At 69.7% G+C, this 25,620-nt stretch carries 20 protein-coding genes; 3 read left to right on the top strand and 17 right to left on the bottom strand.

The genetic code is table 11. From position 1 onward, the window contains the following. Positions 1-66 precede the first annotated feature (66 nt). The 9 genes from aroB to FXO18_RS04455 form a co-directional block, all read right to left on the bottom strand. Entirely contained in the window at positions 67-1,182 is a 1,116-nt protein-coding gene (gene aroB / locus FXO18_RS04415) for a 3-dehydroquinate synthase (RefSeq protein ID WP_149359810.1), read from the bottom strand. After that, a complete protein-coding gene (locus tag FXO18_RS04420) occupies positions 1,179-1,748 on the bottom strand; it encodes a shikimate kinase (protein ID WP_149359811.1) in 570 nt (189 codons plus the stop codon). The genes aroB and FXO18_RS04420 overlap by 4 nt, the downstream gene beginning before the upstream one ends. Then, a complete protein-coding gene (gene aroC, locus FXO18_RS04425; protein WP_235900436.1) occupies positions 1,749-2,981 on the bottom strand; it encodes a chorismate synthase in 1,233 nt (410 codons plus the stop codon). It lies immediately after the preceding gene. 12 nt (positions 2,982-2,993) lie between these two features. Further along, positions 2,994-3,482 (bottom strand): prepilin peptidase, encoded by a 489-nt coding sequence (locus FXO18_RS04430; protein ID WP_149359812.1) that lies wholly within the window; start codon positions 3,480-3,482, stop codon positions 2,994-2,996. A gap of 9 nt (positions 3,483-3,491) precedes the next feature. Further along, positions 3,492-4,313 (bottom strand): shikimate dehydrogenase, encoded by an 822-nt coding sequence (locus FXO18_RS04435; RefSeq protein ID WP_149359813.1) that lies wholly within the window; start codon positions 4,311-4,313, stop codon positions 3,492-3,494. Continuing rightward, a complete protein-coding gene (locus tag FXO18_RS04440) occupies positions 4,303-5,568 on the bottom strand; it encodes an endolytic transglycosylase MltG (RefSeq protein ID WP_149359814.1) in 1,266 nt (421 codons plus the stop codon). The genes FXO18_RS04435 and FXO18_RS04440 overlap by 11 nt, the downstream gene beginning before the upstream one ends. Then, positions 5,565-6,113: a Holliday junction resolvase RuvX gene (gene ruvX / locus FXO18_RS04445; RefSeq protein WP_149359815.1), complete on the bottom strand. Its 549-nt coding sequence runs from the start codon at positions 6,111-6,113 to the stop codon at positions 5,565-5,567. The genes FXO18_RS04440 and ruvX overlap by 4 nt, the downstream gene beginning before the upstream one ends. 5 nt (positions 6,114-6,118) lie before the next feature. Further along, on the bottom strand, positions 6,119-8,788 hold the full coding sequence (alaS, locus tag FXO18_RS04450; protein ID WP_149359816.1) for an alanine--tRNA ligase: 2,670 nt from the start codon (positions 8,786-8,788) through the stop codon (positions 6,119-6,121). 151 nt (positions 8,789-8,939) lie between these two features. After that, a complete protein-coding gene (locus FXO18_RS04455; RefSeq protein ID WP_149359817.1) occupies positions 8,940-10,334 on the bottom strand; it encodes a replication-associated recombination protein A in 1,395 nt (464 codons plus the stop codon). A gap of 129 nt (positions 10,335-10,463) precedes the next feature. Here FXO18_RS04455 and FXO18_RS04460 point away from each other — a divergent pair, with 129 nt between their 5' ends. Next, complete coding sequence (locus FXO18_RS04460) at positions 10,464-12,137, top strand: alkaline phosphatase D family protein (RefSeq protein ID WP_149359818.1); 1,674 nt, start codon at positions 10,464-10,466, stop codon at positions 12,135-12,137. Between the two features lie 9 nt (positions 12,138-12,146). Beyond that, positions 12,147-13,412 carry an alkaline phosphatase family protein gene (locus FXO18_RS04465; RefSeq protein WP_149359819.1) on the top strand — a complete coding sequence of 422 codons (1,266 nt, stop codon included), beginning with the start codon at positions 12,147-12,149 and terminating at the stop codon, positions 13,410-13,412. A 15-nt stretch (positions 13,413-13,427) separates the two neighbouring features. Here FXO18_RS04465 and FXO18_RS04470 read toward each other — a convergent pair whose 3' ends face one another. From FXO18_RS04470 to aspS, 4 genes are read right to left on the bottom strand one after another with little or no spacing between them, the layout of a single operon-like run. Next, the gene (locus tag FXO18_RS04470) at positions 13,428-14,618 is read right to left on the bottom strand and encodes a phosphotransferase family protein (RefSeq protein WP_149359820.1); all 1,191 of its coding nucleotides are present in this window, start codon (positions 14,616-14,618) and stop codon (positions 13,428-13,430) included. A 22-nt stretch (positions 14,619-14,640) separates the two neighbouring features. Further along, positions 14,641-15,567, bottom strand: coding sequence for a transglutaminase family protein (locus FXO18_RS04475; RefSeq protein WP_149359821.1), 927 nt, complete (start codon positions 15,565-15,567; stop codon positions 14,641-14,643). Continuing rightward, positions 15,567-18,140 (bottom strand): circularly permuted type 2 ATP-grasp protein, encoded by a 2,574-nt coding sequence (locus tag FXO18_RS04480; protein ID WP_149359822.1) that lies wholly within the window; start codon positions 18,138-18,140, stop codon positions 15,567-15,569. Before FXO18_RS04480 ends, FXO18_RS04475 begins: the two co-directional genes overlap by 1 nt. Positions 18,141-18,160: 20 nt before the next feature. Further along, positions 18,161-19,939 carry an aspartate--tRNA ligase gene (gene aspS / locus FXO18_RS04485; protein ID WP_149359823.1) on the bottom strand — a complete coding sequence of 593 codons (1,779 nt, stop codon included), beginning with the start codon at positions 19,937-19,939 and terminating at the stop codon, positions 18,161-18,163. A 76-nt stretch (positions 19,940-20,015) separates the two neighbouring features. Here aspS and ypfJ point away from each other — a divergent pair, with 76 nt between their 5' ends. After that, a complete protein-coding gene (ypfJ, locus tag FXO18_RS04490; protein WP_223114498.1) occupies positions 20,016-20,993 on the top strand; it encodes a KPN_02809 family neutral zinc metallopeptidase in 978 nt (325 codons plus the stop codon). 20 nt (positions 20,994-21,013) lie between these two features. Here ypfJ and FXO18_RS04495 read toward each other — a convergent pair whose 3' ends face one another. The 4 genes from FXO18_RS04495 to hisS form a co-directional block, all read right to left on the bottom strand. Continuing rightward, on the bottom strand, positions 21,014-22,258 hold the full coding sequence (locus tag FXO18_RS04495) for an MFS transporter (RefSeq protein ID WP_235900437.1): 1,245 nt from the start codon (positions 22,256-22,258) through the stop codon (positions 21,014-21,016). 33 nt (positions 22,259-22,291) lie between these two features. Then, a complete protein-coding gene (locus FXO18_RS04500) occupies positions 22,292-23,524 on the bottom strand; it encodes a hypothetical protein (RefSeq protein WP_149359825.1) in 1,233 nt (410 codons plus the stop codon). A 114-nt stretch (positions 23,525-23,638) separates the two neighbouring features. Next, positions 23,639-24,301, bottom strand: a complete 663-nt coding sequence (locus FXO18_RS04505) for a hypothetical protein (protein ID WP_149359826.1) — start codon at positions 24,299-24,301, stop codon at positions 23,639-23,641. Continuing rightward, positions 24,294-25,556, bottom strand: coding sequence for a histidine--tRNA ligase (gene hisS, locus FXO18_RS04510; RefSeq protein ID WP_149359827.1), 1,263 nt, complete (start codon positions 25,554-25,556; stop codon positions 24,294-24,296). Before hisS ends, FXO18_RS04505 begins: the two co-directional genes overlap by 8 nt. Positions 25,557-25,620: the final 64 nt, after the last annotated feature.

Genomic DNA, 25,620 nt, shown 5'->3' on the forward strand with positions numbered 1-25,620 from the left:
CGGAAATCGCACACTCATCGGCGCGTCAGGCGCGTCAGCGGTACAACTACCCTGGCTACAGCAATCTCACAGCATGATCGCGCCGGACTGCGGGGGCGCGTCATCCTCCCGAGCGACCACGGAGTACGCGGCCGCGAGCAGCGACGGATCGGGGGCCTCGAGCCGTCCAGGCTTGGCAAGCCCGTCGAGGACGACAAAGCGCAGCATGCCCGAGCGGTTCTTCTTGTCCGAGCGCATGCCCTTCATCAGGTCAGTGAACGCGTCGGGGTCGTAGCTGACGGGCAGGCCGATGAGCTTGAGGATGCGCGCATGCCGGTCCGCGGTCTCGTCGTCGAGCCGACCGGCGAGCCTGCCGAGCTCGGCGGCGAACACCAGGCCCACCGACACAGCGGCGCCGTGGCGCCAGCGGTAGCGCTCCCGCCGCTCGAGCGCATGGCCGAGGGTATGGCCGTAGTTGAGGATCTCCCGCAGGTTCGATTCCTTGAGGTCGGCGGCAACAACCTTGGCCTTGACGTCGACCGAGCGGCGGATGAGCTCGGGAAGGACCTCTCCGGTCGGGTCGAGGGCGGCCTCGGGGTCGGCCTCGATCAGGTCGAGGATGACGGGGTCCGCGATGAAACCAGCCTTGATGATCTCGGCCATTCCGGCGACGATCTCGTTGCGCGGCAGTGTCTCGAGGGTGACGAGATCCACGAATACCGCGGAGGGCTCGTGGAAGACGCCCACGAGGTTCTTGCCTGCCTCGGTATTGATGCCGGTCTTGCCGCCCACCGCGGCGTCGACCATCGCGAGCAGGGTGGTGGGCACGTGCACGATCCGGATGCCGCGCATCCAGGTGCCGGCGATGAAGCCGGCGAGGTCGGTGGCTGCGCCGCCGCCCAGGCTGATGATGGCATCGCTGCGGGACAGGCCGATGCGGCCCAGCACCTCCCAGCAGAACCCGGCTACCGCGAGCTCCTTGCCGTCCTCGGCGTCAGGGATCTCGATGCGGTGCGCCTCGGCGCCCGATTCCTCGAGCGCGGCGCGCAGCGCCTCGGCCGTCTCGCCCAACGGCGGCTGGTAGAAGATGGCGATCGCCTGGACGCCCTTGAGCTCGCTGACGATGTCGCCGAGCAGGCCGCGGCCGATCACCACCGGATATGGCTGGTCGGTGGCCACCTCGACGCGAATAGGCTCGCTCACTGCTGCTCCTCTGCTCGTTTGTCGCGGCGCTTGCCATTGGGCCAGCGCGTTCGTGCTCGGTCATTGTCCAGCTTGCGCACGATGTACTGCACCACGCGACCGGGGCTGCGGCCCTCCGTGCGGACCCGCATGGTGGCGACCTTCCGGTAGATCGGTCGCCGGATGCGCATCAGCGCGCGATACTTGTCCCCTGGGTCAGCACCATTGAGCAGCGGCCGCGCCGAGTTCGATCCCGTGCGCCGCAACCCCTCCATGACGCTGATCTCCAGGTAGATCACGGTCAGGCCCTGGAGGAGCTCCTGGGTGGCGGGCGACAGTACCGCTCCGCCGCCGAGCGAGATGACCCCGGGCTGCTCGGCGATCGCGCGCGCGACGACTTGCTCCTCGATGGCACGGAAGCCTGGCTCGCCGTCCTCCGCGAAGATGGAGGTGATGCTGCGGCCGGTCTCGCGCTCGATCGCGGCGTCAGTGTCGTAGAAGGAGACCCCGAGTGCGGAGGCCAGCCTTCGCCCGATGGTCGACTTGCCTGCTCCGGGCGGGCCGACCAAAACTGCTCGTGGGGCCACTCAGACCGGCTCCCCCGCGGCAGCGCGCCGCCGCTCCTCCCAGCGCATCCGCTCCTCGACGTCGGCCAGGTAGGCCTGCACGTTGCGGGTGGTCTCGGCGAGCGAGTCGCCACCGAACTTCTCCAGCACCGCCTGGGCGACGACGAGTGCCACCATGGATTCCGCTACCACGCCGGCGGCAGGGACAGCGCACACGTCGGAGCGCTGGTGGATGGCCACCGCCTCGTCGCCGGTGCTCATGTCGATAGTGCGCAGGGCGCGCGGAACCGTGGAGATCGGCTTCATGGCGGCCCGCACGCGCAGGGGCTGCCCGTTGGTCATGCCGCCCTCGAGCCCGCCGGCGCGGTTGGAAAGGCGCAGCACGCCATCCGGGCCGGGCGTCATCTCGTCGTGGGCGGCCGATCCGCGGCGCCGGGATGTCTCGAAGCCATCCCCGATCTCGACGCCCTTGATCGCCTGGATGCCCATCAGCGCACCGGCGAGGCGGGCATCGAGTCGGTTCTCGCCGCTGATGAACGAGCCCAGCCCGATCGGCAGGCCGTGAACGACGACCTCGACCACGCCACCGAGGGTATCCCCGGCCCGCTTCGCGGCCTCGATCTCCTTGATCATGGCCTCCTCTGCGTCCTTGTCGAGCGCGCGCACGGGGCTCGCATCGATCGCTGCGAGATCGTCAGCGCCAGGGACCGCGTCGGAGTTGGTCGCGGCCGTTCCGATGCTCACCACGTGCGAGACGACGTCCACGCCGAGGCACTGCTTGAGGAAGTTGCGGGCCACGGTGCCCACCGCGACGCGTGCCGCCGTCTCGCGGGCGCTCGCGCGCTCGAGCACGGGCCGGGCATCGTCGAACCCGTACTTGAGCATTCCCGCGAAATCAGCGTGGCCGGGCCGGGGGCGGGTCAGCGGCTCGTTGCGCGCGAGGTCGGCGAGGATCGCCGGGTCGACGGGATCGGGCGACATGACCTGTTCCCACTTGGGCCACTCGGTGTTGCCGACCTCGATGGCGATGGGCCCGCCGAGGGTCTTGCCGTGGCGCAGCCCGCCGAGCGGGGTGACCTTGTCGGCCTCGAACTTCATGCGCGCTCCGCGGCCGTAGCCGAGGCGGCGGCGCGCGAGGTTATCGGCGATGTCGTTCGAGTTCACCTCGACGCCCGCCACCATGCCCTCGAGCATGGCGACGAGGGCAGGTCCGTGTGATTCTCCGGCAGTTATCCAGCGCAGCACGTGTTCCATCTTCCCACGAGTTCAGGACGGTCCCGGCACCATCCCCTGCGCTAGAGCCACGCCGTGCGCCATGGTGAGCGCGAGCGCGGTGGCTCCGCAGAGCGAAGGTCCGTGGGGCAAGCGTATACGGCCCAGGCGCGCGCTCGCACCGGCCCTGCGCTCGCGGGCGGCGATCACCCCGCCAGCGAGGATCGTCAAGACGGGCGCGCCGAGTGCGACGATGAACCATGCGGCGGCCCCGTGCGGCCCGGCCAGCGCGCCCAGGCCGAGGGCCAGCTTGACGTCCCCGCCACCCATCGACCGGGGTGCGAGCAGGTGCGGCACGAGGTATAGCAGGCCCAGCAGCAAGCCACCGAGCAGCGCTGGGACGCCGTGCCCCAGGGCGATCGAGGCGGCGAGGATCATTGCGGCGCCGGGCAGGGTGAGCAAGTTCGGCAAGCGATGCTGGTGGAGGTCGATCCAGGCCAGGAGCATCATCCATGGCATCGCCGCGACGGCGAGCAGCAGCATGAGCCAGGGTCAGCGGATGCCGTCGAGCGCGGCGCGCATCGCTTCCCGCGGTGCCGGTCGGCCCGTGAACTGCTCGACCTGCCCGTATGCCTGGTTGAGGAGCATGCTCAGACCGCCGACGACCTTTCCGCCGCGGTCGGCCACGGCCTGGGCCAGTGGGGTCGGCCAGGGGTGATAGATGACGTCGAGAACCCGGGGAGCCACGGCCGCGGCCGTGGAGTACGCATCCATCGCGTCGGCGGGGATCGTGCTGATCAGCACGTCGCACGCGGCGGCGAGCCCGGCAAGGTCCTCGAAGGGCGCCCAGTCGGTGGTGATGCCGGCGGACCGGCCGCATTCCACGGTGCCGGCTGCCCTGCCCTCGTCCCGCGCGATGACGGTGGTGGTTTCGGTGCCGAGCGTGGCGAGTGCGGCGAGGGCCGGACGGGCCGTGCCCCCTGCGCCGACGATGATTGCCCGCCGGGTGTCCCCCTCACCGAGCCCGAGCTCGTCGAGCGCGCCGACCACTCCGTCGATGTCGGTGCAGTCGGCCCGCCACCCATCCGTTGTCCGGACCAGTGTGTTCGCCGAGCCCACCATCAGAGCCCGGTCGGTCTGCTCGCTGGCGAACCGCAGTGCCTCGGTCTTGCCCGGCATGGTGACCGACAGCCCGACCCATTCGGGCCCGAGCCCTGACACTATCCGGGCGAGCTCTCCGGCGGGGCACTCGATGCGATCGTAGGTCCAGCCGTCGAGCCCGAGCGCCCGGTAGGCGGCCGAATGCAGCACCGGCGAGAGGGAGTGGCTGATGGGGCTGCCCAGCACGGCGGCCTTGCGTGGCTCACCGCCCACTCGAGAACACCCCGTTCTGCGAGGCGATGTCCACCTGGCGCTGATGCTCCTCGAAGGTGCTCGTGAACACTGTCGTCCCCTCGAGGTCGATGGTGACGAAGTAGATCCAGTCACCGTCCTCCGGGTTCTCGGTCGCCTTGAGCGCCTCCACGCTGGGAGAGCTGATCGGGGTCTGCGGCAGGCCCAGCTTGGCGTAGGTGTTCCACGGGGTGACCCGGCCGCGATCCGCATCGGTGGTGCCGATCTCGACCGAATCGAGGGCGTAGTTCACGGTGGAGTCGAACTGCAGCATCATGCCGATGTCCAGCCGGTTGAGGATCACCCGAGCGACCTTCGCGAAGTCCTCCGGCTGGGATTCCCGCTCGAGCAGCGAGGCGATGATGAGTGCCTCGTACGGGGTGACCCCGATGCTCTGGCTGGTCTGCTCGATGCCCGTGGCGTCGTACATGCGGGCGCTGCGGACGAGCATCTCGTTGACGATCTCCATCGGGGTGGCCGATGGGTCGATGTCCCACCGCCCGGCGGCGATGAGGCCCTCGATGCGTCGTCCCGGATCATCAGCGGCGGAAACGCCCTCCCGCGCCCACTCCGGCACACCGAGTTCATCGAGGCTGCCGCTGGCGACGGCCTCGCGGAAGTCACCGGCCTCGTGGCAGGACTGCTCGCCGTCGAGCTCGACGCAGGACGCTTCCGCGAGCAGCGTGTAGATGCCGGGCGTGACCGACCCGGATGTGGAGACGATATCGTCGAGCTGGCGCCCCTCGGGAATGGTGAACGCGCCGACGCGCCGCTCGGGATCAGTGAGCATGTCCACCGCGGCCACGGCGGGGACCTGTGCCCGCACCTTGTAGTAGCCCGGCTGGATGGCATTGAGCTCATCGCGGCCATGCGCGGCGCCCATGAACGCCGCGACGCTCTTGATCACGTCGCTGTCGAGCAGCGATTGCGCGATGTCGGTCCCCGAGTCCCCCTCGTGGACCCGGACAACGACGTCGCTGGTCCCGGACCCGGTGTAGTCGGGGATCGGCTCGGGGCCGCGGCCATCGAGGAAGCCCTTGACCAGCCAGGCCACGCCAGCGCCCACGATCAGCAGGATGAGCACGAACCGGACCATGCCCCGGCGGCGGCGGCGCTGGCGGGCACGCTCGCGCTCCTGGCGCATGTGCAGGGGGGTGGTGCCTTCGGGCTCGATCCAGGTGGGACCGGCCCTGCCGCCGTGCTCCTCGCCCCAATCGGGTCCCTGGTTGTCGCTCACTCGCGATCCTCCATCGTGGGTCGGTTCCGTGCTCGTTCGTCCAGCCATGCCTGGAGAATCGCCACGGCTGCGGCTTGATCGATGACGCTGCGCTGTTGCTTGGCCCGCTTGCCGCTCAGGCGGAGATCACGCTGCGCGATGACGGTGGTGAGCCGTTCATCGGACATCCGGATCGGGATGGACGTCCGCGCGCGCAGCTGCTCGGCGAGCTCCACTGCCATGCGGGCGGCCACGCCATGCTCGCCCCGCATGGTGCGGGGCAGGCCGACGATGACCTCCACCGCCTCATACTCGTCAAGGATGACAAGGATGGGTTGGATTTCACCGGATCGCGATGCATCCGTGCTCTTGCGGGTGATCGTCGTCACCGGTGAGGCGAGGATGCCGTCAGGGTCGCTCGAGGCGATTCCGATCCGCACGGTGCCCACATCGATGGCGATGCGGCGGCCCCTGCCGGGATCATCCGTGCCTGGCCGGTCCGGCAGTACCGGCGGCGAGGATTCGCTCGCCTGCTCGTTGCGACCATCCGGGCTCGTCGGTGGCATCGGCGCTACCGGCTCGCCGCGGCGACGGCAGCGCGGACATCGGCGAGGGCCGCTTCGATCCCGCCAGCGTTGGTCCCCGATCCCTGCGCCATATCGGCCTTTCCGCCACCGCGCCCATCGACTGCTGGAGCTGCTGCCCGCACCAGGTCGCCGGCCTTCACGCCGAGCTGCTGGGCCGCATCGTTGGTGGCGATGACGAAGGGCACCTTGCCCTGCGCCGAGCCGAGCAATGCCACCACGGTGGGCTCCGCGCCCAGCCTGCCGCGCACGTCGGCGGCAAGGACCCGCAGATCATTGGCGCTGACGCCCTCGGGAGTAGCCTGCGCTACGAGCCGGATGCTGCCGATCCGCTCGGCCGCCGCGGCGAGCGTGCCCGCCGAGGACATGAGCGCGGCGGTGCGATGCTTCTCGAGCTCCTTCTCCGCGGCCTTGAGCCGCTCGACGAGCGCCTCGACGCGCGCGGGAACATCCTCCGGGGAGGTCTTCAGCGCGGACGCCACTCCCTCGAGCAGCGCGCGCTCGCGGGCGAGGTACCGGTAGGAATCGAGACCGACGTAGGCCTCGACTCGGCGCACGCCCGAACCGACGGAGGACTCCCCGAGGATGGACACCGGACCAACGTGCGAGGTGCTGCCCACGTGAGTACCGGCGCACAGCTCCATCGAGAAGGGCCCGCCCATCTCGACGACGCGGACGCGATCGCCGTAGTTCTCGCCGAACAGCGCGAGCGCCCCCATCGCGCGAGCACGCGGCAGGTCGGTCTCGAAGGTGTTGACGGGGAAGTCAGCGAGCATCGCCTCGTTGGTGACCTCCTCGATCTCGCGGCGCACGGCATCCGACAGCCCGCCCTGCCAGGAGAAGTCGAAGCGCAGGTAGCCGGGCTTGTTCAGCGAGCCTGCCTGCACGGCGTTGGGGCCAAGGACCTGGCGCAGGGCGGCATGGACGAGGTGGGTGCCGGAGTGGCCCTGGGTCGCGCCGCGCCGCCAGTCCGGATCGACCTGGGCGAGCACATCGGTGCCCTCGGTGATCTCGCCCTCCTCGACGGTGGCCTTGTGGATCCACAGCTTCTTGCCGATCTTCTGCACATCGTGGACGGCGAGCCGCAGCCCTGCCGCCGTGATGTGGCCCGTATCGGCGAGCTGGCCACCGGATTCGGCGTAGAGCGGGGAGCGATCGAGGATGATCTCGATCTCCTGGCCCGCCGCGGCGTGCGGGACACGCTCGCCAGCGTGGACAAGACCGAGGACGCGCGCCTCGGAGTTCAGCTCCGTGTAGCCGGTGAACTCGGTGGGGTGCGCGTCGAGCAGTTCCCGGTACACGGATTGATCGGCGTGGGCCTGCTTGCGGGCGTGCGCATCGGCCTTGGCGCGCTGCCGCTGCTCGGCCATCAGGGAGCGGAACCCTTCCTCGTCGACGCTGAGCCCCGCCTCGCTGGCCATCTCGAGCGTCAGGTCGATCGGAAAGCCGTAGGTGTCGTGCAGCGCGAAAGCCTCGGTGCCGCTGAGCACTGACTTTCCGGCGGATCGGGCATCGTCCACGGCGGTCTCGAAGAGCCGGGAACCGGTGTCGAGCGTGCGCAGGAACGCTGACTCCTCGCCCACCGCGACGCGCTCGATGCGCGAGAAGCCCGAGGAGAGATCGGGGTAGGACGGTGCCATCATCTCGCAGACGATGGTCATGAACTCCGACATCACCGGCTTGGTGGCGCCGAGCAGCCGGGCGGATCGCACGATGCGCCGCAGCAGGCGCCGCAGCACGTACCCGCGGCCGTCGTTGCCGGGGTTGACGCCATCAGCGATCAGCATCGCCGCGGTGCGGGCATGGTCGGCGATGACACGGAAGCGCACATCGTTGTCGTGGTTGCCGACGTGATAGCGGCTGCCCGTGAGCTCCTCGGCCTTCTCGATCACCGGGCGCACGAGATCGGTCTCGTAGACGTTCTCGACGCCCTGGAGCAGCAGCGCGATGCGCTCCACGCCCATACCGGTATCGATGTTCTTCTTCGGCAGCTCGCCGATGGGGGGATGCCCGGCCTTGGGGCTCAGCTCGCCCCGCTCGTCCTGCATGAACACGAGGTTCCAGATCTCGAGGTAGCGGTCCTCATCGACGACGGGGCCACCATCCTTGCCGTGCTCGGGTCCACGATCGTAGTAGATCTCCGAGCATGGTCCACCGGGGCCGGGCACGCCCATGTCCCAGTAGTTGTCCTTGCCATCGCGGAACTGGATGCGCTCCTCGGGGATGCCGGCGACGCGCTTCCAGATCTCGGCGGCCTCGGGGTCCTGCTCGTAGGCGGTGACCCAGATGCGCTCGGGATCGAACCCGTAGCCCCCTTCCTCCTGGGGCTTGGTGATCAGCTCCCAGGCCAGGGTGATGGCGCCTTCCTTGAAGTAGTCGCCGAACGAGAAGTTCCCGGCCATCTGGAAGAACGTGTTGTGCCGGGTCGTCTTGCCGACCTCTTCGATGTCGCCGGTGCGCACGCATTTCTGCACGCTCGTGGCACGGCTGTACGGCGGCGTTTGCTGGCCGAGGAAGTAGGGCTTGAACTGCACCATGCCGGCGTTGACGAACAGCAGGTTGGGGTCGTCGAGGATCAGCGACGCGCTGGGCACCTCCACGTGGCCGGCCTTGACGAAGTGGTCAAGAAATCGCCTGCGGATCTCGTGGGTCTGCACTGCTCGTCCTCGCTCGAAGAAGTAGGTATCGGGAACCGATGGGCCGGAATGCCTCGTTCAGGGTACCGGCAACCGGAGCGCGCATCACGCACCGCCGGTCCGCGCTGCGTCCGCTACCGACCAGCATGCCGGGACGCCGGTGCCACGGTGCTCAGCGGGTGCCCCGCACGATGCGCCGCAATCGTGGCACGCGCGAGGCGAGCTCCCGCTCGAAGCCGTGCGTCGTCGGGCGATAGTAGTCGACCCCGACGAGCTCATCGGGCGGGTATTGCTGCGCGACGATCCCGTCCGGGGTGTCATGCGGGTACTGGTAGCCCACCGCGTTGCCGAGGCCCTTGGCGCCGGTGTAGTGGCCGTCGCGCAGGTGCGCGGGAACGCTGCCGGACTTGCCCGCCGCGACATCGGCCATCGCGGCATTCAGCGCGGCCACGACACCGTTGGACTTCGGCGCGGTCGCGAGATGGATGGTGGCGTGCGCGAGGGTCAGGCCTGCCTCGGGCATGCCGATCATCTGCACCGCGTGGGCGGCCGCCGTCGCGGTCTGCAGCGCGGTGGGATCCGCCATGCCGATGTCCTCGCTGGCGTGGATGACCAGGCGGCGCGCGAGGAAGCGTGGGTCCTCCCCCGCAGTGATCATCCGCGCCAGGTAGTGCAGCGCCGCATCGACGTCCGAGCCGCGGATCGCCTTGATGAAGGCGCTGATCACGTCGTAGTGCTGGTCGCCGTCGCGGTCGTAGCGCACCGCTGCGCGATCGATCGACGACTCGACCGTGGGCAGGTCCACGAGAGGGACCGAACCGGCAGAGGCGTCCGCTCCCCGCGCCTGCAGGACCGTCTCGGCGGCGACCTCGAGCGCGGTCAGGGCGCGCCGCGCGTCGCCGGCCGCGAGCGCCACGAGATGCTCACGGGCCTCGGGGGCCAGCTCGACCTGTCCGTCGAGGCCGCGGGGATCGCCGACCGCCCGGTCGAGGAGCTCACCGATCGCGGCGGCATCGAGGGGCCGCAGGCGCAGGATCAGCGAGCGGGACAGCAGCGGGGCCACCACCGAGAAGGAAGGGTTCTCCGTGGTCGCCGCCACGAGCAGGACGGTCCGGTTCTCCACCGCGGCGAGCAGCGCGTCCTGCTGCGTGCGCGAGAAGCGATGCACCTCATCGATGAACAGGACTGTCTGCTCGCCGTGAACGACGCGGCGGCGCGCGACCTCGATGACCGCGCGCACCTCCTTGACGCCCGCCGAGAGCGCCGATAATGCCTCGAAGCGCCGCCCCGTCGCGGTGGAGATCAGCGAGGCGAGCGTGGTCTTGCCGGTTCCGGGCGGACCATAGAGGATGACCGAAGCAGCGCCGGTTCCCTCGACGAGCCGCCGCAGCGGCGAGCCCGGCGCGAGCAGCTGGTCCTGGCCGACGACCTCATCGAGCACGCGGGGCCTCATGCGTACAGCGAGCGGCGCCCGCGCCCCGGCCTCGTGGTTCCCGGGCGAAGTCTGCGCCTCGTCATCGGGCCGCTCGCCGGGCGCGTCGAACAGGCCGCCGTCGTGGTCGCTCATCCGGGCGAGGATACCCGAGCAAGGACTGGAGGCACCGTACGTGCGCGCTTAGGTGAATGACCGGCGAATTCTTGCGAGGCCCGCGATCATGACCACGCGCGCCCGGCACTGGTGCATTACTGTCCGAGCATGACTGTCACGCAGCCGGGCGGCCCGAGCCGGCGGACCGTGCTCCGAGCGGGCGCGGCCCTGTCCGGCCTGGCTCTCTCCGGCGCCGCCCAGGTTGCCGGAGCAAGAGCCGCAGCCGCCCAATCCTCGGGCGTGTTCCTGCATGGTGTTGCCTCCGGTGATCCGGCATCGCGGTCAGTGATGCTCTGGACCCGCATCACCCCGGTTCCCGAGGCGGTGCCCGGCTCCGGCGCGGGGCCCGATGCCACGGTTCTCTGGGAGATCGCGAGCGACGCCGGGTTCGCGAACCCCGTCGCCTCGGGGACCGTGACGACGGGAGCCTGGCGGGACCATACTGTGCTCGTGGACGCGGGCGGCCTCGCGCCCTCGACGACCTACTACTACCGCTTCCTCAGCGCGCGCGGCGAGGCCTCGCTCACCGGTATCACCCGCACCACTTCAGCGCCTGGCACCGTGGTCGACCGGCTCCGGCTCGGAGTGGTCTCGTGCGCGAACTGGGAGGCCGGGAGCTTCTCGGCCTATCGCCACCTGGCCGCCCGGGGTGATCTTGATGCGATCGTCCACCTCGGCGACTACCTCTACGAGAACGGCCAGGGCGAGTACGGGGGCAAGAATGGGTCCGTGCGGCTGCACCAGCCGCCCCACGAGATCGTCTCCCTCGCTGACTACCGGCAACGCCACGCCCAGTACAAGACCGACCCTGACCTGCAGCTGTTGCACGCCACCGTGCCGTTCATCGCGATCTGGGACGACCATGAGTCAGCTAACAACGCCTGGCGCGGCGGCGCGGAGAACCATGATCCCTCCGAGGGAGCCTGGAGCGACCGCTACGCAGCGGCACTGCAGGCCTACCTGGAGTGGATGCCGATCCGGCCACGCTCGGGCGACACCCTCTACCGGCGCATCTCCTTCGGATCGCTCGCGGAGCTCTCCATGCTCGACCTGCGCTCGTACCGGGACCAGCCCGCCACCTCCGGCAGCGATGGCCGCGCGATCGATGATCCGGCGCGCACCATCACCGGGGCCGAACAACGCGACTGGCTGATCCGCGGCACCACGACCTCCACCGCGCGGTGGCAGCTCATCGGCAACCCGGTGATGATCGCCCCGATCGTGCTGCCCCCGCTCGAGCCCGCCACCACCGAGGCACTCACCGCCATGCTCGGCATCCCGAGAGGCGGCATCGCGTTCAACGGCGACCAATGGGACGGCTACACCGCCGACCGGGCCGCCGTGCTCGCCGCGCTCGACAGCGCGCCGTCGCGCAACGCCGTGTTCCTCACCGGTGACATCCATTCGTCCTGGGCGAGCGAGCTGCCCCGCAACGCCGCGAGCTATCCTGCTGCCGGAACCGTGGGCGTCGAGTACGTGGTGCCGTCGGTGACGTCGAAGAACATCGATGACATCCTGCGCGTGCCGCCACGCACGGTGAGCCCCGCGATCGAGAACGCGTTGCGCGCGACGAACCAGCACGTGCGCTTCGTCGAGCTCGACTCCCACGGGTACGGCGTCCTCGAGGTCACCAACGATCATGCGCAGATGGACTGGTGGTACATCACCGACCCCGCCGACCCCGCCGCGCGGGCACGCCACGCGCACTCGCTGCGCACGACCGCGGGATCGGGCCAGCTCGGCCCGGCGGCCCCGCTGCCCCCACGTCCCGAGCGCCGGTAGGAGATCCGCATGCCCCCGATCGATCCGTCACGCCGCGCTGTGCTCGCGGGAATGTCCGGCGCCATTGCCGCCACCGCGCTGGCTCGCGGCGCGCGCGCTACTCCGATAACGGCCACAGGCTCGCGCGAGGTGCATGTGCTCGTCGTTGATGGCCTGCGCGTCGACGAGGTGACGCCCGATCAGATGCCCTGGCTCTCCGCGCTCGATTCCTCCGGAGTGCGATACCAGAACGCGGACGCCATCTCGATCGCCGAGACGCTGCCTAATCACACCGCGATGATGACGGGCGTGCGGCCCGCGCGCTCGGGCGTGCCCGCCAACTCGATCTATGACCGTGCCGAGCAGCGGATCCGCACCATCGATCGCCCCGCGGATCTCGCGGTCCCCACCATTCTCGAGCGGCTGCCCGCCGAGCGCGGCATCGCCACCGCGAGCGTGCTGTCCAAGGACTACCTGCATGGGCTCTTCCACGGTCGCGCCAGCGTGCAGTGGGACCCCGCGCCGCTGATCCCGCTCACCGAGCATGCCCCGGACCAGGCCACCATGGACGCCCTGCTGCGCATCCATGCCGAGCATTCGCCGAGGTTCACCTTCACCAATCTCGGCGATGTGGATCGAGTCGGCCATATCGACCTCACGGGCACGGGCCTGCGCCTCGCTCGTGCCGCTGCGGTGCGCAACACTGACATGCAGGTCCAGCGCTTCATCGATCACCTGCACCGGACCGGGCGGTGGGATCGCAGCATCGTCATCATCACGGCCGACCACTCGATGGACTGGTCCGCGCCGTTGTCGCTGATCAGCATGCAGGTCCCGTTCATGCTCGATCCAGTGCTGCGCGACAACGTGCGCATCGCGGACAACGGGGGCGCGTCGCTGTGGTACTGGACCGGCGATCCCGGGCAGCGCGGTGACGCCATCGAGCGGATGCGGCGCATCGCGTCCCCGCACCCTGGCATCGAGAGCCTGCGCGACCCGGGCGAGCTGGGGCTCGGGGACCGGGCCGGTGATGTGGTGGCACTGTGCCATGCGGGCTGGCGCTTCACTGATCCGACGGTGCTGTCCAATCCGATTCCCGGCAACCATGGTCATGCGGTGACCACACCGATCCCGATGATCGTCGCCGGTGGCGAGCCGCGGCTGCGCCGGGGATCGACGGTGACCGAACCGGTCAGCACCATGGATATCGCGCCCACCGTGGCTGGCCTCTTCGGCCTGGCCGCCCCGGCCGGTGGCTGGGATGGCTCAACGCTGCCAGGCTTGCTGCTGGACTGAGCGCAGGCCGGGCGCCTAGCGGGCGCGGATGCTCCGGGAGATCGGTGCGCGCTGGCTCGAGAGCGCATCCATCACCTCGGTGGCGTGCCGGGCGAGGTCCTCCGTGCCGGCCGCATCGGCCGCGAGCGCGAGCCCTGCCCACCGGCTGGCAAGGGCCTGGGTGGCGGGGCGGGCGCGGGAATGCTCCCGCTCGGCCGCGCGCCGCGAGTAGTCGTCCGGCAGGTGCCAGGCCGTGGAGAGCCACACCCATACGGTGCGCGCGGCGAGCAAGCGGTCCCGCAGGAGGTTGCCCTCGCGCAGTTGCGGCCACACGCCCTCGACCTCGGCGAGCCAGGCATCGACCATGGCGTCGGCCTGCTCGGGCGCGAGACCGAGATCGCAGGAGCATTGCGGGAACGACACCAGCAGGCAGCCCAGGTCGAGCGTGGCATCGCGGAAGCCACCGGACTCGTAGTCGAGGAACCTGATTCCCGAGGCACTGACAACGATGTTGTCCGGGCAGAGATCGCCCGGGCTGAACGCGCGATAGGACGGCCCTGTCAGGAGCTCCGCGTAGTCATTCACGCGTTGCTGGACCCCGGCGGGCGTGGCGACGCCGAGTCGATCCGCGAGCAACCGGGGCGCCTCGCGCAGCGCCTCGAGGAATGGCTCCGGCGGCAGGACCGGCGACATGGGGAAGCGGGACCGGGCACGGCGCAGCAGCGCCCCGAAGTCCTCGGACCGGCCGGCCGTAGCGGCATGCATCCTGCCGAGGCTCTGCGCGAGGCCCATCAGCACGTTGGTGGCGTCGGCCTCCGGGTCCTCCTGCACCACAGCGCCGAGGGTGGGCACATCGCCGAGGTCGGAGAGGATGAGCAGGTGCTGGTCGAGGTCGTGGGCGAGCAGTTCCGGCCCTGGCCGGTGCCGCGCGTCGAGAGAGTTGGCGAACTGGTAGGAGACAGCTTCGCGCAGGAAGCTCTCCACATGGGTCTGGCCGTTGCGGGGGGCGCTCTCCCTGTCGTGGATCTGCTTGATGATCAGCGTGCGGGAGAGCTTGATGGGGCTCTCGGCGACGCGGACGCGCAGCACGATCGCTTGACCGCTCCCCCCGAGATCCTCCGGATCTGTCAAGCGGACAACTACTCCATACCGCTTGGCGAGGAGTTGCTCGGCAGCGGCCACCACGGACCGTGCGGGTTCAGGCGGATCGGGCATAATCGCGGTCATCGCTATCCACGCTACTCGTTGTTCAGCCAGGACGGGGATCGCCGTCGGCGCGCTCGGCATCTCTTGGCGAATCCACAGGCGCCACATCGACCGACACTGACATGGAGCTCTTCTTCGCCTTGGTGAAGATGATCCCACGTAGCGGCGACACATCGGTGAAGTCCCTGCCACGGGCAACGGTGACATACCGCTCATCGACGAACTGGTCATTGGTGGGATCGAACGCGAGCCACCGGTCGCCGGGCAGCCACACCGCGGCCCACGCATGGGTGGCATCCGCGCCGATCATCCGTTCCTTGCCCGGCGGCGGCGTCGTTGCCAGGTAGCCCGAGACATAGCTCGCGGCGAGCCCATGCGAGCGCAGGCAGGCGATGGCGACGCGAGCGAAGTCCTGGCACACGCCCGACCTGCGCTCCATCACCTCGGAGACCTTCGTCGATACCGTCGTCGACCCGGACTTGTAGTGGAACTCGGTGAAGATGCGATGCGTCAGGTCCCACACGGCCTCCGCGAGCGGGCGGCCGGGCACGAAGATGCTGGCCGCGTACTCGCGGACCTGCTCGGTGACCTCGGGAGGATCATTGTCGAGCAGGAAGTCCACCGCGCGCGCCCCATCTCGGCCCACCGGGCGGCACATCTCCCATGGCGCGTCGGCGAGCCCCGATCGCAAGTAGCCCTCCTCCGGCGCATCCACCTCCACGAGGGACCGTCCCGTGACCGCCAGCTCCGTGTGCTCGGAGGTGACATGGAAGTACACCCCGGTATTGCCGTAGTAGTCCGTCATGAACGACTGGTCCGTCGGCTCCGGCGACACGGTGACGCTGTGCTCGAGGCGGCGCTGCCCGGGCATCTCCAGGGGTGTCACATAGCCCCGGCCGTAGGACGACGTGACAGCCTCGGGGTAGGAGTAGGTGGTGATATGGGTGACCTGGTAGGCGCGCGTGACCATCAGCCGACCACCTCATCGGTCGGTCCGGCAAGCCCGCCGGCACTGGACCGCACCCCGCCCACCGTCACCCAGATGGGCTGCATGTCCTCCGGAGGCGCGAGCAGGCTGTTCTCGACGATGTCGGACAGCTCCCGCAGATCATCCCGCACGCCGCGGGTCAAGGCGGCCAGGGCGGAACGCTTTCCGTCCTCGTCCACCGCCTCGAGCGCCAGCGGATCAGCGCGCCGCACCTTTGTCAGGATGTCCTCGGCGAGGCGCAGCGCGCGGGCGGGCACGGCATGCTCGGGCAGGGACGCGAAGTTCTCGCGGATCCGCTCGAGCTGGTACACCAGCGCCCGCGGGTTGCTCGCGTCGAAGAAGAGGAACTCGGCCAGCGGCGCCACCCGGAGCACGCCATGCTGCCGGCGCCGGTACATCACCGACGACTCGCACGCGAGCAGCACTGATTCCATCAGCGCGGACTCCGTCGATTCCCGGTGCGAGCCGCTCAGCGTCGCCCCGATCAGCGCGACGAGCTGGCTGGCCCGCTCGATGCGCCGGCCCAGATCCATCACATGCCATCCAGGATCCCGCACGAGCGATTCCGACCCGAGGCCGGAGAGCGCCAGCATTCCACCGAGCACCGCCGAATGCACCGTCGCCATCACCACGGGATCGGCGCTGGCATCGTCGGCGAACTCGTCGAGCGCATCATTGACGCCGGAGAGGACCATCCACGTATCCAGCGACAACTGGTCGCGCACGCCCCGCGCGGCCGACTCCAGCTTCCGCACGCAATAGGCCAGCGAGCCAACGCGATCCGCCTCGCCGGTCAGCGAGCGCAGCTCCCGCAGCGCCCGATCAGCAGTGCTGCCGCCCGCATCGCCCCTTTCGCGAGACCCAGCGACCGTGCCGAGCGCGGTCACCAGGACTGCCAGCGAGGAACTGCCGCTCAGCCAGGGGCGCGCCCGGTAGTCCTGGTGGCGGTCCCGCACGGCGATCAACAACCGGGCCGTGTCCTCCGCACGCTCCGCGTAGCGGCCCAGCCAGAAGAAGTCATTGAGCACGCGCGGCGAGGTCACGCCCTCCGCGGACAATCCATGCCGCGCTACCCTCGGCGCCGACACCGGCTCCGGCGCCTCCGTCGGCGTCACCGTGACCGCGCCTCCCCCGGCGGAGCGCTCCGTCGAGCGCACCCACACATCCTTGGCCAGCTGCACGCCCGTCGATGACGCCTCGGCGCGATGCCCGATGGGCGTGTGCGCGAACCCGCCCGGCATCACGGTGTAGCCCGCGCGCTGCGCCACCGAGAACATGCGCAGGGTGACCGGAGCATCCGCGACGCCCCCGGCCGAGGTGATCACGGGGTGCATCGGCTGCTCGGGCACGAGCCGGGCGCACCACTGCCACGTCTCGTCATCGATGCGCTGGCACAGCTCATCGCGCTGCGCCCGCGTCAGGTCCGCGCCGATCACCGACTCGCCCGTGCGGATGTTCTCGCACACCAGGTCAACAATGCGCTCGCGCACATGGGAGCGTCCCGCGCTATCGCCGGCCCACCACGACTCCACCGAGGGCAGCTGCAGGTCCTCATCAAGCAGGGCGCGGCTCACCCGCGGCAGGTACTGGCCGAGCGCAGGGTTCTCCACGACTCCGCAACCGAGGGGGTTCACCAGCCGCACCGCGCCGCGGCGGACCATCTCGGTCAGCCCGGCCACGCCCGTGCGCGACGGGGAACGCTGGTCCAGTGGATCCGTCGCGGCGGAATCGATGAAGCGCACCACCACGTCGATGGGCATGCGCTTGCCGAGCGCGCGCATCCACAAGCGGCCATCGCTGACCGTGAGGTCCGTGCTCTCCACCAGCGGATAGCCCAGCATCGAGGCGAGGAACGCGTGGTCGAAGGAGGCCGTCGCATCGGGGCCCGGGCTGAGGATCACGATCACCGGATCGTCCTCGTGCCCGGCCGAGGCCGACTCCAGCGCCAGGCGCATCACCTGGATGAAGGACGTCAGGGTGCGGGGCAGCACCTGCTGGTGCAATCCAGGTACGGCGTGGGTGATGACCTTGCGGTCCGCGAGGGCGTAGCCGATGCCCAGCGGTGCCTGCGCGCGATCCTCGAGCACCACGTGGCCGCCCTCGACGGTGTCGGCGACATCCATGGCGTGCAGGAACAACGGCGGCTGGTCCCCCGTGTGGGTGCCATGCGCCGAACGCAGGAACCCGCGATGCCCGTACACGAGCTCCGGCGGGATCAGGCCCTCGCTGATGGTGCGCTGCTCCCCGTACAGATCGGTGAGCAGGGCAGCGAGGAGCCGGGACCGTTGCAGCATCGCCGACTCGAGGACCGACCACCGATCATCCGGGATGATCAGCGGCACCGGATCAAGGTTCCACTGGGCCGCCTCGGGCGTGAAGGTGATGCCCTCGTTCGCGACGAGTCTGCGCACCCGCCCCCGCAGGCGACGCAGATGCTCCGCGCCGATCGAGAGCACCGCCTCGGCATCGCGCGCGTCACCGGCGGGCTGCGTGCCCCGCCCGGAACCGGGCTCGCTGGCCGTCATGCTCACCGCCTCGCTGGATGTATGGCCCATCGTTTCAGGAAACCCCGTCCTCAGGAACGCTGGCGAGCCACCGGCTTCGCATCGATGCCCGATTCCTTGCGCTGCTGCGCGGTGATCGGCGCGGGCGCGTCTGTCAACGGATCCACCCCGCCACCGGACTTGGGGAACGCGATGACATCGCGGATGGAATCGGTGCGCGCGAGCAGCGACACGATGCGATCCCAGCCGAACGCGATGCCGCCGTGCGGCGGAGCGCCGAACGCGAACGCATCGAGCAGGAAGCCGAACTTCTCCTGCGCCTCGTCCTGCGAGATGCCCATCACCGAGAACACGCGCTCCTGCACATCCCGGCGATGGATACGGATGCTGCCGCCACCGATCTCATGGCCGTTGCAGACGATGTCATAGGCATACGCGAGCGCTGAACCGGGATCGGTGTCGAACGTGTCGAGGCAATCCGGCTTGGGCGAGGTGAACGCGTGGTGCACCGCCGTCCAGGAGCTGTTGCCCAGCGCGACGTCGCCGCTCGCGGTCGCTTCCTCGGCGGGCTCGAACATCGGCGCGTCCACCACCCACACGAATGCCCAGGCATCCTCGTCGATGGCGTCGATGCGGCGCGCGATCTCGCCACGGGCCGCGCCGAGCAGCGCGCGCGAGGACTTCGTGGCCCCCGCCGCGAAGAACACGCAATCACCGGGCTTCGCGCCGACATGCGCGGCCAGGCCGTCACGCTCGGCATCGGAGAGGTTCTTCGCCACCGGGCCGCCGAGCGTGCCATCGTCGCCGATGAGAACGTACGCCAGGCCCTTGGCGCCGCGCTGCTTCGCCCACTCCTGCCAGCGATCGAGCTCGCGGCGGGGCTGGCTCGCCCCGCCCGGCATGACCACAGCGCCCACGTACGGCGACTGGAACACCCGGAACGGCGTGTCCTTGAAGTAGTCGGCGCACTCCACGAGCTCGATGCCGAATCGCATATCGGGCTTGTCCGAGCCGAACCGACGCATCGCCTCGTGGTAGGTGATCCGCGGGATGGGCGTCTCGATCTCGTGGCCGATGAGTTTCCACAGCCCGGCCAGGATCTCCTCGGCCAGCAGGATCACATCGTCCTGCCGCACGAAGCTCATCTCGATGTCGAGCTGAGTGAACTCGGGCTGCCGGTCGGCGCGGAAATCCTCATCGCGGTAGCAGCGAGCGATCTGGTAGTACCGCTCCACCCCAGCCACCATCAGCAACTGCTTGAACAGCTGCGGCGACTGCGGCAACGCGTAGAAGCTGCCTGGCTGCAGGCGCGCGGGAACGAGGAAGTCACGGGCGCCCTCGGGCGTCGAGCGGGTCAGCGTCGGCGTCTCCACCTCCACGAACTCGTGCCGCGCGAGCACCGAGCGCGCCGCGGCGTTCACATGAGACCGCAGCCGCAGCGCGTGGCCGGGACCCTCGCGCCGCAGGTCGAGGTAGCGGTAGCGCAGCCGCGTCTCCTCGCCCACGCTGGCCTCATCGAGCTGGAACGGCAGTGCCGCGCTCTCGTTGAGCACCACGAGCTCGGTGACGTTGACCTCGATCTCGCCCGTGGGGATCTCATAGTTCGCGTTGCCCGACGGGCGCATCTCCACCACGCCGGTCACGCTGATGCAGTACTCCGCCCGCAGCCGGTGCGCCTGCGCGAGCACCGCCTCATCACGGAAGACCACCTGGCACACTCCGGACGCATCACGGAAATCAATGAAGATCACGCCACCGTGGTCGCGGCGACGAGCCACCCAGCCGGACAGCGTCACGGACTGGGAGGCATGCTCGGCGCGGAGCGAACCTGCCAAATGGGTGCGAAGCACGGGGATCCTTTCCTCACGGGCACAACCGAACCGAAAACTCGACGCACGCGCGGGACCGCCCAGGGACGGCACGCGCATGCCTTCGTCGATCCTACGGTGCCGCGTCCGCGCGCGAGAAACCGATTTGGCGCGCGCCCGCCCCAGCAGGTGGAAAAATACGCCCATGACCTTCAACCCCAGCGCCCGCACCAACCCGAACCGCATGACCAGCGGCGGACGGGGGCGCGGCACGAAGATAGCGGCGGGCGGCGGTGGCCTCGGCGCGCTCGTCATCCTCGCCATCGTCCTGCTCGTCGGCGGCGACCCCAGCCAGGTGCCCGGCCTCTCCAGCGGCACCGGTGCAGCGGGCGGCGGCGGGGCCGGGCCCAGCATCGAGCACTGCACCACCGGCGAGGCCGCCAACGAGGACATCAACTGCCGCATCGGCGCCACCGCGGAATCCCTCGACGCCATCTGGTCCGAGCTGCTCCCCGGCACCTACACACCACCCGGGGTGCACCTCTTCACCGGCGCCACCAGCACCGGCTGCGGCAACGCCACCAGCTCCGTCGGGCCTTTCTACTGCCCCGCCGACAACACCACCTACTTCGATACCGACTTCTTCGACGTCCTCGCCCGCCAGTTCGGCGCCTCCACCGGCCCCCTCGCGCAGCAGTACGTCGTCGCCCACGAATTCGGCCACCACATCCAGAACCTCCTCGGCGACCTCCGCCAGTCCCGCCAGGACCCCCGCGGCCCCGAGTCCGGCGCCGTGCGGGCCGAGCTACAAGCAGACTGCTACGGCGGCATCTGGGCGCACTACGCCGACAAGACTCCCCTGCCCGGCATGAGCGAGCCCTTCCTGCTGCCGCTCTCCGACCGGGACATCGCCGACGCGCTCTCCGCCGCCGAGGCCGTCGGCGACGACCGCATCCAGGAATCCACCACCGGGCAGGTCAACCCCGAATCGTGGACGCACGGCTCCTCCGCGCAGCGCCAGCAATGGTTCCTCACCGGATACCGCAGCGGACAGGTCAGCGCCTGCGACACCTTCGCCGCGCCCGATCTCGGCTAGTCGATCTTGGCCAGGACCTGCTAGGGCGGGACCGCCCCGGCCCGCGCCCGCCGACCCATGGCAACGACCCCGGCCACCGCAACCGCCCACACCGGGAACTGCACCAGCCACGCGAGACGAAACGCCTCGGCGGTATATCCGCCCGCAAGGGTCAGCACCACGCCCACGAGCCCCGTCGTCACGAGCGTCGCGACGAACCCGCCCTGGTTCACCATCCCCTGGGCCAGCCCCAGCTGCTCCGGGGGGTTCGACGTGCGCGCCAGGTCGAAACCGATCACCGACCCCGGGCCGCCCGTCGCCACCGCCACCACCAGCAGCCCGATCAACCAGCCAGGCGCCGGCCACGCCACGAGCAGCATCACCGACCACGCAGCCGCGTTGAGCGCGATGATCCCCAGCACGATCATCTCCCGCCGCCACGGATAGCGTCCCGTGAGCACACCAACGAAAGGCCCAACCGCGACCGTCGCCACGACGAACAACGCCAGGAACCCGCTCGCCACCGCCGCATCGAGCCGCTGCGCCCCCACCAGGAAGGGAAAGCCCCACAGCAGCACGAACACGTTCCCCGAGAACGCCGTGCCCATGTGTCCGTAGAAGCCCTGGCGGGTTCCAGGCCGCGACCACACCGACCTGATGCCCGCCAGCACCGCGGGTACCGAGCCAGCACGCTGGACGGTTCGAGTGCCCGACGGATCATCACGCACCACCGCGAGCACGCCCACTGCCACCAGCACGGACAACGCCGCGGCCGACGCATACGCCACCGACCATCCCGGGCCATGCAGCAACCACGCCAGCGGCACCGCCGACAACACCTGCCCCGACTGGCCCAGGATGCCCGTCAACTGCGTGAGCAGCGGGACCTGCCGCGCCGGGAACCACTGCGGGATCACCCGTATCGCCGCGATGAACACCAGTGCATCACCGAGGCCCACGAGCACGCGCGCCGCGATCGCTAGCCCCAGCTCCTCGCTGAGCGCCAGGGTGCCCTGCCCCACCGCCATGATCACCAGCCCCGCGGAGATCATCGCGCGCGAGCCAAACCTATCGAGCAGCAGCCCCGAGGGGATCTGCATCGCCGCGTACACCAGCACTTGGAGCACCACGAACAGCGACAGCATCGATGCGGTGACCCCGTATCGTTCCGTCGCGTCCAGGCCAGCGACACCGAGCGAGGTGCGGTTGAGCACCGCCACCACATACGCCGCGAGCGCCGCCAGCCACACCACTACCGGCAGCCGCAACGTCTCCAATGTGGGCACGCGCACCATCATGCGCCACCCGGGCGCTGGCGACTAGTCGTGCTTCGGGCGGGCTATCGAATGCAGTTGGCTGCCCACCTGGCCCAGCCTGCCCCGCGCTGCTCGACCCACACCGGTCGCGCGGCGTCGCATCTCCTGCAACGCTGCCGCGAGGGCTGGATCCTCGTCGTCGAGCCAGCCCGCGAGCTGTCCATCGCGAGAGTCGGTGAACTCCTCGAGATCGTCCTGCAACTGGCTGATGGAGCGTCGCAAGCGATGCGTCGCGCCCAGCCTGTGGATCTCCCGCACCCGCACGGAACCGAGGCTGCCAAGCTGCTCGCGCAGGGCGCGCACGATGTCACGGTCCCGATCACTGTGCTCGCCAAGCTGCTCCCGGGAGGAGGCGATGACCGAATGCAGATGCTCCGGCTCGGCCTGCCGGACCCGTTCGATGCGCAGCTGCTGCCACATGTACACCGATTCCTCGGCCACGAGCAGCAGCTGCAATGTCTCGCCCAGCCGGTTGTCATCGATCGCCGCAGCAAGGTTGCGTGCCCGGTCCGGCACGGAGTCATCGCGGGGAATGGATTCGAGCGCGCGGCGCGCGTGGGCGCGCAAGCGCTCCACCGTCACCTCGAGCATGGGGCCGATCGGTGCCACTGCGGCCCAGTCGGCAGAGGTGAGCACGCCAGTCTCGTCGACGGTGCGCACGAGCCTGCGGAGCGCGCGGTGGTGGCCGACGACATCGCCGACCCGGGACGCCTCGGCAAGGGCGAGCACGCGATCAGCGGTGCCACCCACGCGGTCGATCGCGGATTCTGTATCGCGCACCGCTGTGCGCAGAGCCATCATCGAGAATGTCGCGTGCGCGTTGATGATGCTGCGCGGGCTGATCGCTGAGGTGATCCAGTGCAGGTGCGCGGCCCGGATCGCGTTGGCCCCGCGCAAGGTGCTGCGGAAGATGCCATCGCTGCCCGGCAGCACGCCACGCGCGGCCAGGATCCCGCGGGCCGAGGGAGCCACTTTGAGGAAAGCGCCGCTTCGTCGGCGAAGCAAGCTCGGGCCAGGCACTCCAGGCAGCAGCCGCAACGGCACTACTTCCGCGGAGGCGGCCCCCGGGGCCTCGCTGATCACGCGCTCGGTATAGGTCTGTACCTCGGACTCCGGCCCGGACACCAGCATGCCTTCCGGCCCGGCGACGACTTCCAGCGACCGGCGCAGCACGGCATCCTTGCGGTCGGAGACCACATGCCTGAGCGCCTCGGTGCGTCCCATGCTCTTGATCATCCCGCACCTGGCGCCGGGATGTCAGCGGTTACGGGAATCCTTGGAGGCTTTCCCTGGAGGCTATCTGGGGGGCATTCCTGGGGGGCATTCTTGGGGTGCATTCCTGGGGGGGTGCTACTGCTCCGCTTCGATGATGAGAGCGAGATCCTCCTCCGAGAGCGCGACGCGCGACGAGGGCGCGGTCTCCTCGGCCCGAGTGACGGCCCGGAAGAGTGGGCGGGTGGTCAGGCCCGCGCCGCGCGCCTCGGCCCGGAGGTGCTCGACGAGCACGCGCGAGACAATCTCCGCGCTGATGAGCTCGCTCATCGCGAGCACGTCGGCGAGGCGCCGGATGCCCATGATGTCGAGCTCGGCGCCACGGTCATCGCCGTACAGGGCAAGCGGGATCGCCAGCGAGTTGTCGCGATCGGCGAGGGCGAGGTGGACCTGCCGGAACCGGCCTGGCTGCACGACGAGCTCCGCGCGGGTCAGTCCGCCGATCTCGACGCTGCGGGTGGCGAGGGTGCGGGCGTGGACCGTGCGCCCCGACAGCCAGTAGGCCCGGCGCGCGGCGAGGTACGAGCCGAGCGCTGGCGGCACGCCGATCACGGCGCCGAGGAGGACGGCGACCCAGAACGGCGCGAACAGCGACACGAGCATGGTGATGAGGATGCCGACCGCGATGCTGATCAGGGAGATGCGGCGCAGCTTGGGCACCACGATCTCGCGCCGGACGAGGTCGAGCGGAACAGGTGCCGCTGCGGGCTGGCCTCCGGGGCTGGTGGAGTCGTCAGGCATGCGCGCTCCTCGCTTCCGCGACGATGTCGCTGAGCGGCACCGATCGCTGCTCGCCCGTGGCGAGCTCCTTGATGCCGATGGTTCCCTCGGCGAGGTCCCGGTCGCCTAGCATCAGGGCGATCCGGGCGCCGGACTTGTCCGCTGCCTTCATCGCGCCCTTCACGCCCCGCCCGCCGTAGGCCATGTCGGCGCGGATCCCGGCGGCGCGGAGGTCGCCGAGGATGGTGACCATGCGCTCGCGCGCGGCCTGGCCCATCGGAACCCCGAAGACCTCGCAGCGCGCGGTGGAGGCTGCCGCGACTGCCTCTGCCTCGAGAGCAAGGACGGTGCGGTCGACGCCGATGCCGAAGCCGATGCCGGAGAGCTGCTGCCCGCCCAATTCTGCCATCAGCCCGTCGTAGCGACCACCGCCGCCGATGCCGGACTGCGCGCCGAGGCCCTCATGGACGAACTCGAACGTGGTCTTGGTGTAGTAGTCCAGGCCCCGCACTAGCCGCGGATTGATGGTGTAGGGCACGCCGAGCCGATCGAGGTGGCCGAGGACCTCATCGAAGTGGGCTTTCGCGCTATCGGAGAGATGGTCGAGCATCAGGGGCGCCCCGGCAGTCATCTCCTTGATGTGGGGGCGCTTGTCATCGAGCACGCGCAGTGGGTTGAGCCGGGCCCGCTCGCGGGTCTCCTCGTCGAGGTCGAGCCCGAGCAGGAACTCTTGCAGCACTTCCCGGTACTCGGGCCGGCAGGTGTCATCGCCGAGCGAGGTGATGTCAAGCCGGAACCCGGAGAGCCCGAGGCTGCGGAATCCCGCGTCGGCGACGGCGATGACCTCGGCGTCGAGGGCCGGGTCGTCAATGCCGATCGCCTCGACGCCGACCTGCTGGAGCTGGCGGTAGCGCCCGGCCTGGGGCCGCTCGTACCGGAAGAAGGGCCCGGAGTAGCGCAGCTTCACCGGCAGCGCGCCCCGATCGAGCCCATGCTCGATGACGGCTCGCATCACGCCGGCGGTGCCCTCGGGGCGCAGGGTCACTGAGCGGTCGCCCCGATCAGCGAAGGTATACATCTCCTTCGTCACCACGTCGGTGGATTCTCCGACACCCCTGGCGAACAAGGCGGTGTCCTCGAACACGGGCAGCTCGATATGCCCGTAGCCGGCTAGCGACGCGGCCCGCAGGAGCGCGTCACGAACAGCAACGAACTGCGCCGACTGCGGCGGCACATAGTCGGGTACGCCCTTGGGGGCCGAGAATCTGGTGCTCACGGTCTCGTGTCTTGGCTTTCTGGCTGGGTCGAGCTGTCTGCATCGAACTGTCTGCGTCGAGCTG

The sequence above is a fragment of the Lolliginicoccus suaedae genome, from assembly GCF_008312885.1.
Taxonomy (GTDB): domain Bacteria; phylum Actinomycetota; class Actinomycetes; order Mycobacteriales; family Mycobacteriaceae; genus Lolliginicoccus; species Lolliginicoccus suaedae.

Coding starts and splice junctions, on each gene's coding strand:
- FXO18_RS04475 (WP_149359821.1), bottom strand. CDS start 15,567: ATGGTCACGCGCGCCTACCAGGTCACCCATATCACCACCTACTCCTAC.
- FXO18_RS04455 (WP_149359817.1), bottom strand. CDS start 10,334: ATGAGCGACCACGACGGCGGCCTGTTCGACGCGCCCGGCGAGCGGCCC.
- FXO18_RS04500 (WP_149359825.1), bottom strand. CDS start 23,524: ATGATCAAGAGCATGGGACGCACCGAGGCGCTCAGGCATGTGGTCTCC.
- ypfJ (WP_223114498.1), top strand. CDS start 20,016: ATGCCTTCGTCGATCCTACGGTGCCGCGTCCGCGCGCGAGAAACCGAT.
- FXO18_RS04465 (WP_149359819.1), top strand. CDS start 12,147: ATGCCCCCGATCGATCCGTCACGCCGCGCTGTGCTCGCGGGAATGTCC.
- FXO18_RS04470 (WP_149359820.1), bottom strand. CDS start 14,618: ATGACCGCGATTATGCCCGATCCGCCTGAACCCGCACGGTCCGTGGTG.
- FXO18_RS04480 (WP_149359822.1), bottom strand. CDS start 18,140: ATGGGCCATACATCCAGCGAGGCGGTGAGCATGACGGCCAGCGAGCCC.
- FXO18_RS04430 (WP_149359812.1), bottom strand. CDS start 3,482: ATGCTGCTGCTCGCCGTCGCGGCGATGCCATGGATGATGCTCCTGGCC.
- ruvX (WP_149359815.1), bottom strand. CDS start 6,113: ATGCCACCGACGAGCCCGGATGGTCGCAACGAGCAGGCGAGCGAATCC.
- FXO18_RS04460 (WP_149359818.1), top strand. CDS start 10,464: ATGACTGTCACGCAGCCGGGCGGCCCGAGCCGGCGGACCGTGCTCCGA.
- FXO18_RS04505 (WP_149359826.1), bottom strand. CDS start 24,301: ATGCCTGACGACTCCACCAGCCCCGGAGGCCAGCCCGCAGCGGCACCT.
- aroC (WP_235900436.1), bottom strand. CDS start 2,981: ATGGAACACGTGCTGCGCTGGATAACTGCCGGAGAATCACACGGACCT.